Source organism: Raskinella chloraquaticus (SeqCode) (assembly GCF_021731865.1).
Classification (GTDB): Bacteria; Pseudomonadota; Alphaproteobacteria; order Rhizobiales; family UBA4765; genus Raskinella; species Raskinella chloraquaticus.
The window spans coordinates 170,280-188,408 of the sequence record NZ_JAKFWN010000006.1; the positions used below are offsets into that span (position 1 = coordinate 170,280).

At 61.3% G+C, this 18,129-nt stretch carries 16 protein-coding genes; 6 read left to right on the plus strand and 10 right to left on the minus strand.

The annotated features are described in order from the left end of the window. Positions 1-171 precede the first annotated feature (171 nt). Positions 172-1,593: a glutamate--tRNA ligase gene (gene gltX, locus ACINK1_RS03660; RefSeq protein ID WP_376801076.1), complete on the minus strand. Its 1,422-nt coding sequence runs from the start codon at positions 1,591-1,593 to the stop codon at positions 172-174. 104 nt (positions 1,594-1,697) lie between these two features. Between gltX and ACINK1_RS03665 the strand changes: the two genes are divergently transcribed. Beyond that, positions 1,698-3,899 (plus strand): ComEC/Rec2 family competence protein, encoded by a 2,202-nt coding sequence (locus ACINK1_RS03665; protein ID WP_376801075.1) that lies wholly within the window; start codon positions 1,698-1,700, stop codon positions 3,897-3,899. Positions 3,900-4,024: 125 nt separating this feature from the next. Here the strand turns inward: ACINK1_RS03665 and lexA are convergent, their stop codons facing one another. From lexA to ACINK1_RS03705, 8 genes are all read right to left on the minus strand, one after another. Further along, a complete protein-coding gene (lexA, locus tag ACINK1_RS03670) occupies positions 4,025-4,744 on the minus strand; it encodes a transcriptional repressor LexA (RefSeq protein WP_376801074.1) in 720 nt (239 codons plus the stop codon). Between the two features lie 113 nt (positions 4,745-4,857). After that, on the minus strand, positions 4,858-6,054 hold the full coding sequence (gene glp / locus ACINK1_RS03675; RefSeq protein WP_376801073.1) for a gephyrin-like molybdotransferase Glp: 1,197 nt from the start codon (positions 6,052-6,054) through the stop codon (positions 4,858-4,860). Then, positions 6,048-6,545, minus strand: a complete 498-nt coding sequence (gene moaC / locus ACINK1_RS03680; RefSeq protein ID WP_376801072.1) for a cyclic pyranopterin monophosphate synthase MoaC — start codon at positions 6,543-6,545, stop codon at positions 6,048-6,050. Before moaC ends, glp begins: the two co-directional genes overlap by 7 nt. Beyond that, complete coding sequence (trpC, locus tag ACINK1_RS03685) at positions 6,542-7,357, minus strand: indole-3-glycerol phosphate synthase TrpC (protein WP_376801071.1); 816 nt, start codon at positions 7,355-7,357, stop codon at positions 6,542-6,544. Before trpC ends, moaC begins: the two co-directional genes overlap by 4 nt. Positions 7,358-7,360: 3 nt before the next feature. Continuing rightward, positions 7,361-8,389, minus strand: a complete 1,029-nt coding sequence (gene trpD, locus ACINK1_RS03690) for an anthranilate phosphoribosyltransferase (RefSeq protein ID WP_376801070.1) — start codon at positions 8,387-8,389, stop codon at positions 7,361-7,363. 7 nt (positions 8,390-8,396) lie between these two features. After that, positions 8,397-9,002: an aminodeoxychorismate/anthranilate synthase component II gene (locus ACINK1_RS03695; RefSeq protein ID WP_376801069.1), complete on the minus strand. Its 606-nt coding sequence runs from the start codon at positions 9,000-9,002 to the stop codon at positions 8,397-8,399. Positions 9,003-9,047: 45 nt separating this feature from the next. Then, the gene (trpE, locus tag ACINK1_RS03700; RefSeq protein ID WP_376801068.1) at positions 9,048-10,562 is read right to left on the minus strand and encodes an anthranilate synthase component I; all 1,515 of its coding nucleotides are present in this window, start codon (positions 10,560-10,562) and stop codon (positions 9,048-9,050) included. Continuing rightward, positions 10,562-12,451, minus strand: coding sequence for a SurA N-terminal domain-containing protein (locus ACINK1_RS03705; protein WP_376801067.1), 1,890 nt, complete (start codon positions 12,449-12,451; stop codon positions 10,562-10,564). The genes trpE and ACINK1_RS03705 overlap by 1 nt, the downstream gene beginning before the upstream one ends. A 156-nt stretch (positions 12,452-12,607) precedes the next feature. Between ACINK1_RS03705 and tpiA the strand changes: the two genes are divergently transcribed. From tpiA to ACINK1_RS03730, 5 genes are all read left to right on the plus strand, one after another. Further along, positions 12,608-13,363 carry a triose-phosphate isomerase gene (gene tpiA, locus ACINK1_RS03710; RefSeq protein ID WP_376801066.1) on the plus strand — a complete coding sequence of 252 codons (756 nt, stop codon included), beginning with the start codon at positions 12,608-12,610 and terminating at the stop codon, positions 13,361-13,363. A gap of 84 nt (positions 13,364-13,447) precedes the next feature. Continuing rightward, complete coding sequence (secG, locus tag ACINK1_RS03715; protein ID WP_376801065.1) at positions 13,448-13,834, plus strand: preprotein translocase subunit SecG; 387 nt, start codon at positions 13,448-13,450, stop codon at positions 13,832-13,834. Positions 13,835-13,948: 114 nt separating this feature from the next. Then, the gene (locus ACINK1_RS03720) at positions 13,949-15,577 is read left to right on the plus strand and encodes a CTP synthase (protein ID WP_376801064.1); all 1,629 of its coding nucleotides are present in this window, start codon (positions 13,949-13,951) and stop codon (positions 15,575-15,577) included. Between the two features lie 82 nt (positions 15,578-15,659). Then, positions 15,660-16,502: a 3-deoxy-8-phosphooctulonate synthase gene (gene kdsA, locus ACINK1_RS03725; protein WP_376801063.1), complete on the plus strand. Its 843-nt coding sequence runs from the start codon at positions 15,660-15,662 to the stop codon at positions 16,500-16,502. Beyond that, the gene (locus ACINK1_RS03730) at positions 16,499-17,686 is read left to right on the plus strand and encodes an MFS transporter (RefSeq protein WP_376801062.1); all 1,188 of its coding nucleotides are present in this window, start codon (positions 16,499-16,501) and stop codon (positions 17,684-17,686) included. Before kdsA ends, ACINK1_RS03730 begins: the two co-directional genes overlap by 4 nt. Here the strand turns inward: ACINK1_RS03730 and queF are convergent. Beyond that, on the minus strand, positions 17,671-18,123 hold the full coding sequence (queF, locus tag ACINK1_RS03735) for a preQ(1) synthase (RefSeq protein WP_376801061.1): 453 nt from the start codon (positions 18,121-18,123) through the stop codon (positions 17,671-17,673). The two genes, ACINK1_RS03730 and queF, sit on opposite strands and share 16 nt — an antisense overlap. Positions 18,124-18,129 lie beyond the last annotated feature (6 nt).

Consider the following 18,129-nt stretch of genomic DNA (forward strand, 5'->3'; position numbering starts at 1 on the left):
CACGACTGATCGATGCGGTGGGCTCGAGGCTCACGTGAAAATCGATAAGTCACGAAAATGACGTCAAAAACTCTGTCGGTGATCCCCACTGAGGTAACTGATTTGACCGCTGCTCGCAAGACGACCGGTTACGGATGGGGCTTGGCGCATGATGGCCGGACCGGGCGACAACTATGCGGCCTGATCTTTGATACGCGCGAGGCTTTCGCTCTGCCCCAGTGCCTCCAGAACATCAAAAATTCCCGGTGACATCGCCCGGCCTGTCAATGCGGCCCGCAGAGGCTGGGCAATCTGGCCGAGCTTCATGCCGGTTGTTTCGACATGGGATTTAAGCCTTGCCTCGATGGTGGCGGCATCGAACGGGGAAATGCTTTCAAGAACCGGAACGATGGCGCTGAGGCGATCACGGCCATCGCTGTCGAGCAGCCGGGCTGCCTTCTCATCTGGCCTGAGGGGGCGGGGCGCCACCATGAAGGACGCCATATCAAGCAGATCGTTCAGCGTTTTTGCCCGCTCCTTGAGGCCGGGCAGGGCTTTGAGGAAGCGGCGCCTGAATTCGTCCGTCCAGGCCGCAAGAAAGGCCGGGCCAGCCGGCAGGTGGGGAAGGGCCTGCTCGATCGTCTCCAGAAGCTGCTCATTGCCGGTCGTGCGGATGTAATGGCCGTTGACATTCTCAAGCTTGGCAACGTCAAAGCGCGCCGCCGACTTGCCGATAGCCGGCAGGGTGAACAGCCGCGTCATGTCCTCGGTTGAGAAGATTTCGTCGTCCCCATGACTCCAGCCCAGCCGCACGAGATAATTGCGCAACGCTTCCGGCAAGTATCCCATGGCACGATAGGCATCGACGCCAAGCGCGCCGTGACGCTTTGACAATTTGGCGCCGTCAGCCCCGTGAATGAGCGGAATATGCGCCATTTGCGGCACCACCCAGTCAAGAGCCCGGTAAATCTGGATCTGGCGTGCGGCGTTGGTCAGATGGTCGACACCGCGAATGATGTGGGTGACGTTCATGTCGTGATCATCGACAACCACGGCATGCATATAGGTCGGGTTACCATCCGAGCGCAGCAGCACCAGATCGTCGAGATCCTTGTTTGGAATGACGACACGCCCCTGGACGATGTCATCGACGATTGTTTCGCCATCGCGCTCGGCCTTCAGGCGGATGACGGGTTCGACGCCTGCGGGTGCCTCGGCGGGATCGCGGTCGCGCCAGCGGCCATCGTAGCGTGGCGGGCGCCCTTCGGCGGTGGCGCGCTCGCGCATCTCGTCGAGTTCGGCAGCCGTGGCATAGCAGCGATAGGCGCGACCTCTGGCGAGCATGTCATGCGCCACCTGGCGATGGCGCTCGGCGCGCGCGAATTGATAGATGGTGTCGCCATCCCAGTTGAGACCAAGCCAGCTCAGCCCGTCGAGAATGGCCGAGATAGCCTCCGGGGTTGAGCGCTGGCGGTCGGTGTCCTCGATGCGCAAGAGCATTTTACCGCCGGTCGCGCGGGCGAAAAGCCAGTTAAAGAGTGCGGTCCGTGCGCCTCCGATGTGAAGAAACCCGGTGGGTGAGGGGGCAAAACGCGTAATGACAGCATCGGACATCGGCTCATCCACAAGCAAAAGAATCGTTTCGCGGCTGGCTGCCGCGCGGTCGCGAGGTCTGGTAGCATGAGAAAGGACGAATTCGAAGATAAGGCAATCAGCCAGTGCAGTCAGGAGCGCGTCCGGTCAGTGTAGCAGGTCTGGCGAAAGCGCTGGGCGTCGAGGCGCGACAACGCTGGCATGGTCTCGACTGGCGCCGGTTCGTTGCCGCGCAGTGGCATATCGAAACGGCTTATGGCCGCCCGGCGCTCTGGCTGGCGCCAGCAATGGGGATCGGGGTGCTGGTGCACCTGGCGCTTCCCGCCCATCCGCCTGCCATGCTCCTCTATCCGCTGATTGGTGCAGCGCTCGCGCTTGGCTTTGCCATGCGCGATCTGCCGCATCTGGCCAATGTCGGATTTATCCTGGCAGCGCTGGCGGGCGGGCTTCTCAGCACGGATATCTCCATCCGCCTGGTTGACGGCCCGCGCATCGAGAGCGTGATCCCGAAGGCGACAGTGACGGGATATGTCCGCCGGATCGAGGAGCGGTCGGAAAAGGCGCCGCGTCTGATGATCGAGATTGTCAGTATCGGCGCCAAGGCAGCGCCACCACGGCGGCTGATCGCGGTCGGGCGCTCGCTTGCCGGGCTGAAGATCGGGCAGGCCGTCGCCTTTTCGGCGCGTCTTGCTCCGTTGCCATTGCCAACGCATCCCGGCGCTTATTCTTCCGGGTTTGCCGGATTTTTTGATCGTATCGGCGGTTATGCGTTTGTCAGTGGCAAACCGCAGATCATCGACCTGCCGCAACCGGGGATTCGTTTGCGTGTGGCGCTGGCAGTCGAGGCCTGGCGGACGCGGATGACGATGGCGATCGTGGAGCGTCTTGGCGCGAAACTCGGGCCGATCGCGGCGGCGCTGGTGACCGGGCAGCGCACCGCCATCCCTGATGACATCAATCGCGAGTTCAATGCGTCGGGCCTTCTCCATGTGCTGTCGATTTCAGGGTTGCACATGGCGCTGGTGGCGGGTGGAGCATTCTGGCTGGTGAGGGCCGTTCTGGCCGGTTTTGGCCCGCTGGCGCTGCGTCTGCCGTTGAAAAAGATCGCGGCGGTGGTGGCACTGGTGACGGCTGCGTTCTACGAAGTGGCGTCAGGGGCGGAAGTGGCGACGACCCGCTCTTTTATCATGATCTGCATCGTTTTCGCCGCAGTCCTGCTGGACCGGCCGGCGCTGACGATGCGCAATCTGGCTTTGGCCGCCTTGATACTGCTCGCCTATCACCCCTCATCCCTCGTTTCGCCGAGCTTCCAGATGTCGTTTGCAGCAACCGCGACGCTGATTGCTGTTTATGAGCACAAATTGCTGCCGCGCTTGGCGACGCGAGAGCAGTCCCGCGGCTTGCGCTTTGCCAGCCGCTTCGCCGAAGCGGTGCTGGCGACGGCCATCGTCAGTATTCTGGTTGAGATCGCCATGTTGCCGATCACCCTCCATCATTTCCATCGCATCGCCTGGTTTGGCGTCGTTGGCAATGTGCTGGCGATGCTGATCGTCGACATCTTCGTCATGCCGATGGCAGTGTTGACGCTCATCATGCTCAACATCGGCCCGGCGGGCTTTGCCATTGATGCGCTCGGGTTTGGCGTGGCGCGCATGCTTGATATCGCGCGTTTTGTCGCTGCCTTTCCCCACGCCACATCATTGCTTCCCGGCTTCAGCGTCGCGGCCATGCTCTGTGCGGTTTTCGGCACCATGTGGATGTGCTTCTGGAAGACCCGCATAGCCCTTTTCGGCATGGTTTTTTATCTGGCTGGCGTCGCTCTATGGCTCATCGAGCCACAACCTGATCTGTATGTGTCGGCCAGCGGTCGGCTTGTCGCGGTCCGCGATGGCGGATCTATCCTGCGGGCTGATGGGGTGCCGGCTGATCGATTTGCACTGTCGCGCTGGCTGGAAGCAGATGGCGATACGCGCCAGCCTGAGGCGGCGACACTGAGCGGCGGCAGGCGATGTGACGCGCTGGGTTGTACGCTGCCTCTCGGTCGTGATCATCTGGTGGCGATAGCCAAGACACCTGAGGCGGTGGAGGAGGATTGCCGCCGTGCCGATATCCTGATCATTCCCGATGGTGTGGCGCCATCGTCATGCGCCTTTCCACGCCTGATCCTCGACGGTCAGGTGATCCGCAAGGCTGCTGGAATGGTCATCTACTGGCGCAACGGTCAGCCGCGCATCGTATCAAATGCGCAGACTTGCGGTGAGCGAGCGTGGTGTCCGTCAAGCGATCTGCGCTCGCGTGACGTGTGGTGGCGGCGTCCCGGCAGCTAGGGCAGACTGCGTTCAAACAGCATCGCAATCTTCACTTATCTTATTGTTTTTACGTACTGCTACAGAAAACCGATTCCTTCATTTTTGCAGTATGCCCTCATGCGAGGCAAAGCGCGGCGCGCCGATCAATAGCGGCGCAGCAGGCCCACAAGCTTGCCCTGGATCTTCACGCGGTCGGGACCAAAAATACGGGTTTCGAAGGTCGGGTTTGCTGCTTCCAGGGCAATGGAGGCGCCACGCCGGCGTAACCGCTTCAAGGTTGCCTCCTCATCATCGACCAGCGCCACCACGATATCACCATTATCCGCGCCGTCCTGACGACGCAGCAGCACTGTATCTCCGTCGAAAATACCCGCCTCGATCATTGAATCGCCGCGTACCTCGAGCGCGAAATGATCACCGCTGGTCAGAAAATCAACCGGTACCGAGATCGTGTGCGAATGGGTTTCGATGGCGCTGATGGGCGTGCCAGCGGCAATCCGCCCCATGACCGGGATCGCTATCACGCTGTTGGCGAAGTCTTCCACCGGTTGCGCGGCGGCGCGTGGCGCTGGCACCCTGCCAAGACCGCCTTCAACAACCGAGGGCGAAAAGCCCCGCCCGCGCGGAGAGCCGAGGCCGGGCGCGACCGAATCCGGCAGTTTCAGAACTTCCAAAGCGCGGGCGCGATGCGGCAGGCGGCGGATAAAACCTCGCTCCTCAAGCGCTGTGATCAAGCGATGGATGCCCGATTTGGAGCGCAGATCAAGCGCTTCTTTCATTTCATCGAAAGAGGGGGGAACGCCCTGTTCCTTCAAGCGCTCGTGAATGAACATCAGCAGCTCAAATTGCTTGCGCGTCAGCATGTCTGGCGATTCCTCACAGCGAAACAAATCAGGAACTTTTTGTACCTGTTCTAGTTGTGTTCCGCAAGCGTAAAGAAAGAATTAAGATTGATCAAACGATCAAAAGCGCGCTCTCAGGTGGATAATGGCAGGACGGTACACATCTCTCCGGCCCGCGCAGCGGGCGCGTGGGGAGGGCGACGGATGAGGCCGTTGGCGCCTGCAAGAACAGATTGCAGCGAGGAATCCTGTCTGGAGAAGGCGGTGGCGGTGATGGTGCCGTGCGGATCGCTGACCAGGCGGGCGCGCAAGTAGTCTTCGCGCTCGTCATTGGCAGGCAGATCGGCGCTGAGGCGGGCCAGACACTGCTTTGGTTCAGATGCAAGCCCGAGGAGGGCGCGTATCAGTGGCAGAACGAAAAGCCAGCAGCATACAAACGACGACACCGGATTGCCGGGCAGTCCAAGAAGGCGGAGCGACCCGGCAGTGCCAAAGATCAGCGGCTTGCCGGGGCGCATGGAGATACGCCAGAAACCGAGTTCGCCACCAGCGCGCGCGAAGGTTTCCTGGACCAGATCATGATCGCCGACCGACGCGCCACCAAGCGTGATCATCACATCGGCTGGTATGGCGATTGCTGCCGCAAAACGCTGTGCCAGCAGCTCTCTCTCGTCGCGAGCGATACCAAGATTGATCACCTCGGCGCCGGCGGCAAGGCAGGCAGCGCGCACGGCATAGAGTGAGGAGGAATGGATCTGGCCGTCGGCCCGTATCGCTCCGGGCGGTACGATCTCGTCGCCGGTCGCAAGAATGGCGATGCGCGGGCGTCTGACGATGGCGAGCTGGCGATGATCGGCCGCCGCTGCCAGACCGATGGCGGCCGCATCCAGTTGATGGCCAGCCTCCAGGACCACATCACCGAGGCTGAAATCAAGTCCGAGCGCGCGGACAAAGGGAGAGGATGGCAGCGCAGGAAAACGGACGTCATCGCCCTCGCGGCTGGCGAACTCCTGCGGGATGACTTTGTCGGCACCGGCGGGGACGATCGCGCCGGTGAAAATGCGCACCGCCTGACGTTCGCCAAGACTGCCGGCGAAAGGGCTTCCGGCCGCCGATTGACCAATGACGCGAAACGAGGCGTCCTGAGCTGCATCCATCGCTCGTATCGCGTAACCATCCATCGCGGCAGCGACGAAGGGAGGTTGCGACAGCCGGGCCAGTAGAGGGTCGGCGAGAACGCGTCCCTGCGCGTCGTCGATTGACGTGATTTCGGCAGGCAGACGGTTGACGCCGGCCAGAATGCGGCGGCGCGCCTCCTCAACGCTCAGCACGCGGACTGATCCTGGGCGATGAAATGACCCGAGCGCCCGCCACTCTTTTCAACAAGATGAATGCCCTCGATCCGCATGCCGCGATCAACCGCCTTCACCATGTCGTAGATGGTGAGGCAGGCAAGCGAGACGGCGGTCAATGCCTCCATCTCGACACCGGTCTGGCCGGCGACTTTGACGCTCGCCGTGACGCTGATGCCGGGCAGATTCTCATCGATGGCCAGATCAACGGTGATGGCGTTCAGCAGCAAGGGGTGGCAGAGCGGGATCAGCTCATGGGTTTTCTTGGCGGCCATGATGGCGGCAATGCGCGCGGTACCCAGCACATCGCCTTTCTTGGCGTTGCCGGAGGCAATGATTGCCATGGTCGCGGCGGCCATCACCACATGGCCCCTGGCAATCGCCACACGCTCGCTGACGGGCTTGGCGCCGACATCGACCATGTGAGCTTCGCCGGCGGCGTTGAGATGTGAGAGGGCTGGGTTCGTCATGAGATCAACGCCGGATGAGAAATCGGTGTCAGCAGCGCCCGCGTTGCTGCGGCCACGTCGCTCTGGCGCATCAGGCTTTCGCCGACCAGAAAGGTCGAGACGCCGCAGGCTCGCATGCGGGCAATGTCAGCAGGGTTGAAAATACCGCTCTCGCTGACGATGAGCGCGTCCGGCGGCAGCAGCGGCACCAGCGTTTCCGTGGTTGCAAGCGAGATGTCAAACGTCCGCAGATTGCGATTATTGATGCCGATGAAGGTGGCGCCGAGATCAACCGCGCGGCGCGCTTCCTCGGCATCATGGATTTCAATCAGCGCGTCCATTCCAAGCTCGGCAGCCGAGTTCAGAAGATCAGCCGCCAGCCTGTCCTCGACGGCTGCGAGGATGACCAGAATGCAGTCCGCACCGGCGGCGCGCGCTTCCAGCACCTGGTAGGTATCAAAGAGAAAATCCTTGCGCAGCACCGGCAGGTTTGTCGCCGCGCGGGCGGCTGTCATGAAATCAAGCGCGCCCTGGAACGAGGGCGCATCGGTGAGGATCGACAGGCAGGCAGCACCGCCCGCCTCATAGGCTGCGGCGAGGGAAGGGGGATCAAAATCAGCACGGATCAAGCCCTTGGACGGGCTTGCCTTCTTGATCTCGGCGATGAGGCCGGTCGAACCGGCGGCCTTGCGCCTGGCCAGGGCTGCGACGAAACCGCGCGGAGCGGCGGCGGCGATAGCAGCCTCGCGTAGTGCGGCAGGTGGATGTGCAAGCTTTGCTGCGGCGATCTCACGGCGCTTATAGGCTTCGATGCGGGTGAGGATATCGCCCATCGCTCACTCCTGCGAGGCGGCAATGAGGCGGGCGAGGACCGCGCTCGCGTTGCCATTGTCGATGGCCTGCGCTGCCATGGCCGCCCCCTCGGCAAGTGAGCTGACTTTTCCAGCGACGATGAGGCCGGCGCCTGCATTGAGCAGCACGGCATCGCGATGGGCACCTGGGTCGCCATCGAGCATGGCGCGGATGGCCTCGGCATTATGCTTGGCGTCTCCGCCCGCAAGCGCACCACGCGGATAGCGTTTGAGCCCCGCATCTTCGGGCTTCACGGAAAACAGACGCACAGTGCCGTCGCGATACTCGGCAACGGAGGTTTCGCCGCTCACGGTAATTTCGTCGAGGCCGTCGCTGGCATGCATCACCCACACATGCTCTGCGCCCAACTGGCCCAGAACAATTGCCAGCGGTTCAACCCATGTTTCAGCAAAGACGCCGACGAGCTGGCGCCTGACGCCGGCAGGGTTCGACAAGGGCCCCAGCATGTTGAAGATGGTGCGGGTTGCAAGTTCAACGCGCGTCGGGCCGACATGTTTCATCGCCGCATGATGGGCAGGTGCGAACATGAAGCCGATACCAGCGGTGCGGATGCAGTGCGTGATAGCCTCCGGCCCCAATTCGATCTTGACACCGAGGGCGGCCAGCGTGTCAGCGGCGCCGGAGCGTGAGGACAGGGCGCGATTGCCGTGCTTGGCAATCGGTACGCCACATCCTGCCGCGACGATGGCTGACGCGGTTGAAATATTGAGTGAGCCTGAACCATCGCCACCGGTCCCGACGATATCGAGCGCGCCGGCAGGCGCGCTCACCCGCAGCATCCGGGAGCGCATGACTTCGACCGCGCCGGCGATCTCGTCGATACTTTCGCCGCGCACGCGAAGCGCCATCAGGAAGCCGCCGATCTGCGAAGGCGTCGCCTCGCCCGACATGATGACGTTGAAGGCCTGGCGAGCCTCGTCACGGGTCAGCGCGAGGCCGGCTGCGGCTTTGGCGATGAAGGGTTTGAGATCGGTTGCGGCGGGCTGGATCATCGCGACCTCAGGCGGAGACATCGACGCGCTGCTCGGCATTCCAGCGCGCGGCTAATTCGAGGAATGTCTTGAGGATGCGATGGCCGTGGGCGGAGGCGATGCTCTCGGGATGGAACTGCACGCCGTGGATGGGCAGATGGCGATGGGAGAAACCCATGATGATGCCATCATCGCTTTCAGCGGTAATGTCCAGATCAGTCGGCAGATTATCGCGGGCAACGATGAGCGAGTGATAGCGGGTGGCCTCGAAGGGGCCGTTGATGCCGGCAAACACGCCGCGCCCGCGATGAAGGATGCGGCTGGTCTTGCCATGCATTGGTCGGGGGGCGCGGACCACGGAGCCACCGAAGGCCTGGCCGATCGCCTGATGGCCAAGGCAAACACCAAACAGTGGAATCTTTGCGCCGGCGCGAGCGACAAGGGGTAGTGAAATGCCAGCTTCAGATGGGGTGCAGGGGCCGGGCGAGATAACGATCGCCTCGGGGTCGAGGGCCATCGCCTCATCGACGGTCAATGCGTCATTGCGCTCGACACGCGTCTCAGCGCCCAGTTCGCCCAGATAATGGACGAGATTGAAGGTGAAGCTGTCGTAATTGTCGATGACAAGGATCATGACATACCTATCCGACGGGCCGCTCCTAGCGTCAACCCCGCGCGTTCACTGGCCGCGTCTGGCGCTGCCAGCAAAACGGATTGCTTCCTCGCCGGCGCGAAAGAGGGCGCGGGCCTTGTTGACGCATTCGGCAAGCTCGCTTTCCGGCACTGAGTCAGCGACGATGCCGGCGCCCGCCTGCGCGTAAAGCTTGCCATCCTTGAGGATGGCGGTGCGCAGGACAATGCAGGTATCCATGTCGCCGCTGGCAGAAAAATAGCCAACGCAGCCGGCGTAGATGCCTCGCTTTTCCTTTTCCAGCTCGTTGATGATCTGCATGGCCCTGACCTTGGGGGCGCCGGACACCGTCCCGGCCGGAAAACCCGCAAAGAGCGCCTGCAGAATATCGCAGCCCTCGGCAAGGCGTCCGACGACATTGGAGACGATGTGCATGACCTCGGAATAGCGCTCGATGAAAAAGCTGTCGGTTACTTTCACCGTGCCGATGCGGCTGACACGGCCTACATCATTGCGCCCGAGATCAAGCAGCATCAGATGTTCGGCCCGCTCCTTGGGATCGGCCAGCAAGCGCGCCGCATTGGCCTGATCCTCGGCCTCGCTCTTGCCGCGCGGCAGGGTGCCGGCGATCGGCCTTATCGTCACCTCGCCATCGCGCACGCGCACGAGGATTTCAGGCGATGAGCCGGCGATCGAAAACGTGCCGAAATCGAGAAAATAGAGAAAGGGCGACGGATTGACGCGTCGTAGCGCGCGATAGAGGGAAAAGGGCGGCAGGTCGAATGGCGTTTCGAAGCGCTGCGAGAGCACAATCTGGAAGGCGTCACCGGCGGCGATGTAGTCCTTGGCGCGTGCCACCATGGCCAGATATTCGGCCGGGCTTGTGTTCGAGATGGCCGGCACCGCGTTCATCGCGCTCGTCTGGTCGAGTTCCTTTGAAATGCCGCGATCAAGTGCGTCCACCACCTGCGACAATCGCTCGGACGCCTGCGCATAGGCGGCCGTGGCTCCGATACCGGGTTTTGGGCGCACGGGGGTTACAATCGTGATCTCGTCGCTGACGGCATCGAAGATGACGATAATCGTCGGGCGTATGAGAATGGCATCGGGCACACCCAGCGGGTCGGGTTTTGGCGAGCCGATCCGCTCGATGAGGCGGATCGTATCGTAAGCCAGATAACCAAAAACGCCGGCCGCCATGGGCGGAAGCGTCGCCGGCAGATCTATCCGGCTCTCCTCCAGCAGCGCGCGGACCGCTGCCAGCGTGCCGCCGGGCATAGCTTCAAACGAATCGGGATCGCTTGCTGGCTTGCGGTTGATGCTGGGCTGGTCGCCATCGGCACGAAAGATCACATCGGGGGCAAAACCGATGATCGAATAGCGCCCGCGCGTCGTGCCGCCCTCAACCGATTCCAGGAGGAACGGCATGGTGCGGCCAGCCGAGAGTTTGAGGAAGGCGCTGACCGGCGTTTCAAGGTCTGCAACCAGTTTCGTCCAGACGATCTGCGGCTTTCCTGACTGATAGGTGGCAGCAAATTCATCGCGTTCAGGCTTCAGCGACATCACGAACCGCCAGCGCTCGCCAGACGGTCGACGATGCTTCGATTGATGCTGACGCCGATTTCCGGCTCAAGGGCTGCGATATAACCCGTCAACACGTCATTGCGCATGCTTTCGCGCAGGTCCTTCATCAGTTTTTCGTCTGGTGGCGCGGTGCCGGCGGCTTCAAGATCGTTGACGGTAAAGACGATGCGATCGCTGCCATTTTCGGCGAGCGTCGTCCCAAAGCCATCCTTGGTGACACGAAACAGTTCTTCAGCGCCCGTCCGGGAAAATTCAGCGAGCGTCCCGTTGCGGGTGACCAGCGCTGATTGTCTTGTTGTCTGCGATACAGAAGTTGCGACCACGTCGATCAGTTCGCCGGCCTTGAGGCGCGCAATCAGCTCATCAGCCTTGGCGAGCAAGGCGGCGCGCTGTTTTTCACCCGTCCAGCGGGCGATGACGTCATCGCGGATGTCGGCGAGAGGGCGCTCCTTTTCAGCGATGATCTCGCGAACGTCGAACCAGACATAGCCGCCATCGCCGAGGCGGACGGCGTCAGCGTCATTTCCCGCACTGGCGCGGAAAATGGCATCGATCACCTGCCGGCCGCCGGCAAGTGAGGCCTTATCGCTACCGGTCTCGTCAACGCCATTGCGATCAATCGCTGGAAGCGCCTGGAAGGTGATCTGGAGTTTTGTTGCTATTTCGCCCAGGCGGGCGCCGCCGGCGCGCTCATCCTCGACCTTGTCCACGAGGTCGAGCACGGCCTTGCGCGCGCGCTCCCGCGCCAGATCGCCCTTGATCTCACTGGCAACCTCGCTGAACGATTTGACGGTGCCCGCCTCGATTGCCCTAACAGCAAGGATGACGGGCCCGAAGCTGCCGGCGACAACCTCGCTGGTGGCACCTTCGGCCAGAGCAAATGCCGCCGCACGCACTGCCGGATCGATCACTTCCTCAGCGCTCACAAGTCCAAGATCGACGTCCGCCGGCTTTTTGCCAAGCGATTCAACCAGTTCATCAAATGACTTGCCCTCTTTCAGGCGGGCCAGTGCCTCGCTTGCCGCCTCGGGCGTGGCGAAACTGATCTGGGCGAGGTTGCGTTTCTCGATACGACCGAAGCGTGCTTTCTGGTTTTCGTAGATGGTTTTCGCGTCATCGTCGCTCACCTCGATCTTGGCGGCGATGTCGGCAATCGATACGCGCAACACTTCGGCGATGCGCCGCGCCGGCGTGCGGAACGCTCCTTTGACGATGTCGTAATAGGTCGCAAGCGTTGCTTCATCAGGCGCCTCGATTTGGGCAAATTCGGCTTGCGGCAGGATAAAATAGACGGCTGCGCGCCGTTCATTGGTAAAGCGGTTGGCAATGTCGTTGTAGATGGCCGGAACAAGGAAACTCCCGGTCAGCGCGTCGGCAATCTGCCGGCGCAGGGTCAAGGAGCGGCGCTGGGTCACGTAGCCTGCTTCTGTCAGACCGTTCTCGCGCAGCAGCGACTGGAAATAGGGGCGCGAAAAACCGCCGGAGCCGGCGGGCGCAAAATTTGGATCATCGACAATCGCGCGGGCAATCTCGCGCTCGCTCACGCCAAGCGACAGATTGCGGGCTTCTTCGTCAAAAAGCGCCTCCGTCACCATGCGGCGCGCCAGTTCGGTATGCAGGCCCAGAGCCCGCGCCTGTTCCAGCGACACGGCCCGACCGCTTTGACGGGACAATTGCTGACGCTCGCGATCATAGGCGAGACGAAATGCTTCAGACGACAGCTGGGTGGCGCCGATCCGGGCGAAATTTTCCCGGCTGACATTACGGAAAATGTCGCCAATACCCCAGATGCCGAAGCTGACAACGAGGATGCCCAGAAAGATGCGCGCCACCCAGGAGGCAGCGCCCCGACGCAATGCGTCCAACATTTATTGAGCCTCCATCAGAGAAAGAGCCTGCGGCATAGCAAAGCATGGCATCAACATTCAAGCATGGCACGGCCTTTTTTACGATTTTAACGCCACGATCTCCGTGTTATTGCCCGTATAACATCCAGCACATGACGTTGCACCGAAGGTCGAGTGATGAAAACGAACTCCCGCCAGCTGATCGCCGGCAACTGGAAAATGAATGGGCTGGTGGACAGTCTCAGCGGGTTTCAGACGCTGGTTGCCACGCTCGACAAGGAGGAGCCGCCAGCCAATGTCCTTCTGTGTCCGCCCGTGAGCCTGCTTGCCACATTCGCCTCAGCCGGTCGCGGCAAGGTGCATCTGGGGGGGCAGGATTGTCATGACGCGGCAAAAGGTGCTTTTACTGGCGATATCTCGGCTGAAATGCTGAAGAATGCGGGCGCGACCTTCGTGATTATTGGCCATTCCGAGCGCCGCCAATACCATCATGAGGGCAATGATCTGATCGCCGCCAAGCTCAAAGCTGCGTGGCGCGCCGGTCTTCATCCGATTCTTTGCATCGGCGAAACGCTTGCCCAGCGCGAGGCAGGCGAGACGCTGCGCGTACTGTCGGGACAGCTCGACAGCGTTCTGGATGACAAAATTGCCAAAGACGACCTGACGATCGCCTATGAGCCGGTCTGGGCTATTGGTACCGGCAAGACACCGACAAATGAGGAAATTGAGCAAACGCACAGCTTCATCCGCACATGTCTGACAAAAATCAGTGCGGAGCTTGCGGCCAAGCCGGTTTTGTATGGTGGCTCAGTCAATCCTCAGAATGCGCGCGGGATTCTGGCCTTGCCCCATGTTGGTGGCGCGCTGGTTGGCGGCGCCAGCCTCAAAACCGTCGAGTTCCTGGAGATCATTCGCTCTGCCAACGTTCAGTGAGGACGATTGTCAGCTGATTGATTGAATTTCCGGCGTGGATCGTGTAGTCAGCCAGCGAAATCTCCAGGGAAAAGCAACATAACAATGGCCGAAGTCCTTATCGTCATTCATCTTTTGATCGTACTGGTCCTTGTCGGGCTTGTTCTGTTGCAGAAATCGGAGGGCGGCGGTCTGGGTATCGGCGGCGGCAGCGGCTTCATGACTGCACGCGGTTCAGCAAATGTGCTGACGCGCACGACGGCCATTCTCGCCGGGCTCTTTTTTCTTACCTCGATCATTTTGTCGGTACTGGGATCGCAAAGCCGTCAGCCGCGTTCGATTCTCGACAGCGCGCCGCGGCCGGCCGGGCAGACAGCGCCTTCCGGTCAGGGCGGAGGCATCCTTGATCAGTTGAACCAGTTGCGTCCGCAGCAGCCGGCAGCTCCCGCGCCGCAGCCTGACCAGGGACCGCAGGCACCGCTTTCAAGGTAAAAACAGTTATTTTCGCCGGGCTGTGACGGATTTGTTGCAGTCCGGTTTTTTTCCGTGAATTCACGCAACATGCCTCTCGTCGAATCGATGGACGGGGGCTACTGATGGCATCCCATGGCACGGTACATTTTCATTACCGGCGGCGTGGTCTCTTCTCTCGGGAAGGGCCTTGCCGCCGCCGCCTTGGGCGCATTGTTGCAGGCACGCGGCTATTCGGTGCGTCTGCGCAAGCTTGATCCCTATCTCAACGTCGATCCGGGCACGATGAGCCCCTATCAGCATGGCGAAGTCTACGTCACCGATGACGGTGCGGAGACCGACCTTGATCTGGGCCATTATGAGCGCTTCACCGGGCGCCCGGCCAACCGCATGGACAATGTAACGGCCGGACGCATTTACCGTGATATCCTGGGCAAGGAACGGCGCGGCGAATTTCTTGGCGCGACGATACAGGTCATCCCGCACGTGACGGACGCCATCAAGGCCTTCGTGCTCGATGGCAATGAGGGCATCGATTTCGTGTTGTGCGAGATCGGCGGCACGGTCGGCGACATCGAGGGCCTGCCGTTTTTCGAAGCGATCCGCCAGATCGGCAACGATCTGCCGCGCGCGCATTCGATCTACATCCATATGACGCTGATGCCTTACATCGCCTCGGCGGGGGAAATGAAGACGAAGCCTACCCAGCATTCGGTGAAAGAGTTGCGTTCAATTGGCATCCAGCCCGATATTTTGATGTGTCGCAGTGATCGTGAAATCCCTGCCGACCAGCGGCGCAAGCTTGGCCTGTTCTGCAATGTGCGGGAAGATTCGGTGATCGAGGCGCGCGATGCAGCGTCGATCTACGATGTGCCGCAGCAATATCACAATGCGGGCCTTGATGATGCGGTATTGCGTGCCTTTGGCATTGAGCCGGCGCCGCAGCCCAATCTCCAGCGCTGGCAGGGGATCACGCAATCGCTGCATGCCCCTGAAGGGTCCGTGACGATTGCGGTTGTGGGCAAATATACCGGGCTCAAGGATGCCTATAAATCGCTGATCGAGGCGCTTGTTCACGGCGGGCTTGCCAACCGGGTCGAGGTCAAGATCGACTGGATTGAATCGGAAGTCTTCGAGAACGAAGATCCAAGCCCCTTCCTCGAACACGTCAACGGTATTCTGGTACCGGGTGGCTTCGGCGTTCGTGGTTCGGAGGGCAAGATTCTGGCAGCGCGCTTCGCGCGCGAGCGCAAGGTGCCTTATTTCGGCATCTGCTTTGGCATGCAGATGGCCGTCATCGAAGGCGTGCGCCATCTCCAGGGCATCGCCGAGGCGGGCTCGACAGAATTCGGCCCCTGCCGGGAGCCGGTTGTCGGATTGCTGACCGAATGGATGCGCGGCAACGAGCTTGAAACGCGGGCCAGTGGTGGCGATCTTGGCGGAACGATGCGGCTTGGCGCCTACACCGCCCTTCTTGGCGAAGGCTCGCGGGTCGCCGAGATTTACGGGGCACGGCAGATCAGCGAGCGCCATCGCCACCGCTACGAGGTCAATACCGCGTATCGTGATGAACTCGAGAAAAAGGGCATGCGTTTTTCGGGCCTGTCACCTGACGGCCTCTTGCCGGAAATCATCGAGTATGAGGATCATCCCTGGTTTATCGGCGTGCAATTTCATCCCGAGCTGAAATCGCGGCCGTTTGAGCCGCATCCGCTCTTTCGCTCGTTCATTGCGGCAGCAAAGGACCAATCGCGTCTCGTCTGAGCGCTGGCGAGCGAATTCCACTTTGCGCGAACGGCAAAGCCTATGTAAGTCTCGCGAAGGCGTCGAGAAAGGCCCAAGAAGCGTGCGTCCAAACAGGATCGTTACTGTTGGCAAGGTGGCATTTGCCAATCATCTGCCCTTGGCAGTGATCGCCGGCCCGTGCGCCATGGAAAGCCGGGCGCATGCGCTGGAGATGGCCGCAGCACTCCACGATATCTCCCGCCGGCTTGGCATTGGCCTCGTCTATAAATCCTCTTTTGACAAGGCCAACCGCACCAGCTCCGGCTCAGCGCGCGGCATTGGCCTGAAGCAGGCGCTGCCGATCTTCGCCGAGATCAAGGAAAAATTCGGCCTGCCGGTGCTGACCGACGTGCATGAACCGGTTCAATGCGCTGCTCTGGCCGAGGTTGTCGACATTCTGCAGATCCCGGCTTTTCTCAGCCGGCAGACCGATCTTCTGGTGGCTGCGGCGCGTACGGGACGCTGTGTCAACGTCAAGAAGGGGCAGTTTCTCGCACCGTGGGATATGACCCATGTCGTGGCCAAGGTAACTGCGGCTGGTGGCGTGGATGTGATGGTGACCGAGCGTGGCGTCTCGTTTGGCTACAACACGCTGGTGTCGGATATGCGTGCCTTGCCGATCCTCAAACGTGATGGCGCGCCAGTCATTTTCGATGCGACCCATTCGGTCCAGCAACCGGGCGGGCAGGGGGGGACTTCTGGCGGCGAGCGCGCCTTTGTGCCGGTGCTGGCGCGCGCGGCAGTCGCGGTCGGGGTGGCGGGAGTGTTTATCGAGACGCATGAAAATCCTGAAACGGCACCGTCCGACGGGCCGAATATGGTGCCGCTGTCGCAGTTTGAAGCGCTGATATCTGATCTCATGGCCTTTGATGCGCTCGCCAAGGCGCGGCCGTTAAACGTGTGAGCACGAGCCCCGCCGCACCGATCGGCAGGATCATCGCCGTGCTCGGCGCCTGCGGCTTTGCCTCGACCTTCACCATGCGTCTTCTTGATCCGATTGTCCCGGAGCTGGCGCTGGAATTTCAGCGACCGCTTGGCGACATCGCTATTTTTTCGACCGGCTTTGCGCTCAGCTATGCGCTGAGCCAGCCCATCCTCGGCCCGTTTGGTGACGCGATCGGCAAGACGCGGATGATCCGCTTTTCAGTTTTCGCGCTGGCCGGCCTGCTCCTGCTCACATCGTTTAGCTCCGGCTATTCGCTCATGTTTTTCCTGCGCGCCGTTTCCGGCGCGGTCGGGGGCGGGATCATTCCGCTCGCATTGGCAGCGATCGGGGACGCGGTGCCGCTTGCTGAACGCCAGATTGCCATCGGCCGCTTCCTGGCGATGATCATTCTCGGGCAGATGATGGGTGCCACGGCGTCGGGGTTCGTTGCCGACCATTTTGGCTGGCGCGCGGTTTTTGTTCTGGCTGCCCTCATGGCGCTGGCAGCCGGCACGCTGGCGACGCTGTTCCTTCCCTCTCAAAAGGAAGCGAGCGGCACCATGCCGCAGTTTGGCCCGGTCATGCGCGGCTATCGCGGCATCTTTGCCAATCCGCGCACGGTGCCACTTTATCTCCTGGTCATGGTCGAGGGGGCGGTTGCCTACGGGTTCTTCCCCTATATCGCCGGCATTCTTGGCGAGCGGGCAGGGACGGGACCAAGCGAAGCAGGTCTGGTCATCGGCATGGCCGGCGTCGGTGGCATTCTTTATGCCATCATGGTGCGCCGTATTGTCCACACGCTCGGGGTGCGCCTGATGACGCGCCTCGGCGGAATTCTGATGGGATTATCGCTGCTCGCCTTCAGCCTGGAGCTGCCGTGGTGGACGGCGCTTGGCCTGTTCTTCGTTCACGGGTTTTCGTTCTACCTGCTGCACAACAATCTGCAGACCTACAGTACCGAACTGTCAACGACACATCGCGGCGCGGCTGTTGGTCTCTTCGCGGCCAGTTTTTTTGTAGGCAACGGCTTGGGTCCCGCGATGTTTGGCGCGCTTTATCATTTTATCGGCGCGGCCAGTTCGCTCATCGCTTATGGCTGCGCCCTTATCATCATCGGTCTGGCGGCGCCCGCCCTGCTTGGAATTTCTCAGCGCCCGCGATAGGTGGCGATGCCCGTATCGGGCAGCCACAGACCTTCCGGCGGGGCGGCGGTCTGCCAGAAGACATCAATCGGCATACCGCCCCGAGGGTTCCAGTAACCGCCAATCCGCAGCCATTTCGGCGCCAGGCGCTCGTTCAACCGCTTGCCGATACCAACCGTGCACGCTTCGTGGAAGGCGCCGTGATTGCGGAAGGAGCCAAAATAAAGCTTGAGGGATTTCGATTCGACCAGCCATGCGCCCGGCACGTAGTCGATGACGAGAATGCCGAAATCAGGCTGGCCGGTGACCGGGCATATCGAGGTGAATTCAGGAAACGTAAAACGCGCGAGATAGGCCGTGTCAGCATGCGGATTGGGGACGCGATCGAGAATTGCCTCATCAGGCGAGGCCGGCAGCGCCACCGATTTTCCTAGCTGCAACTGGGTGGTCTCGCTCATCTCTGT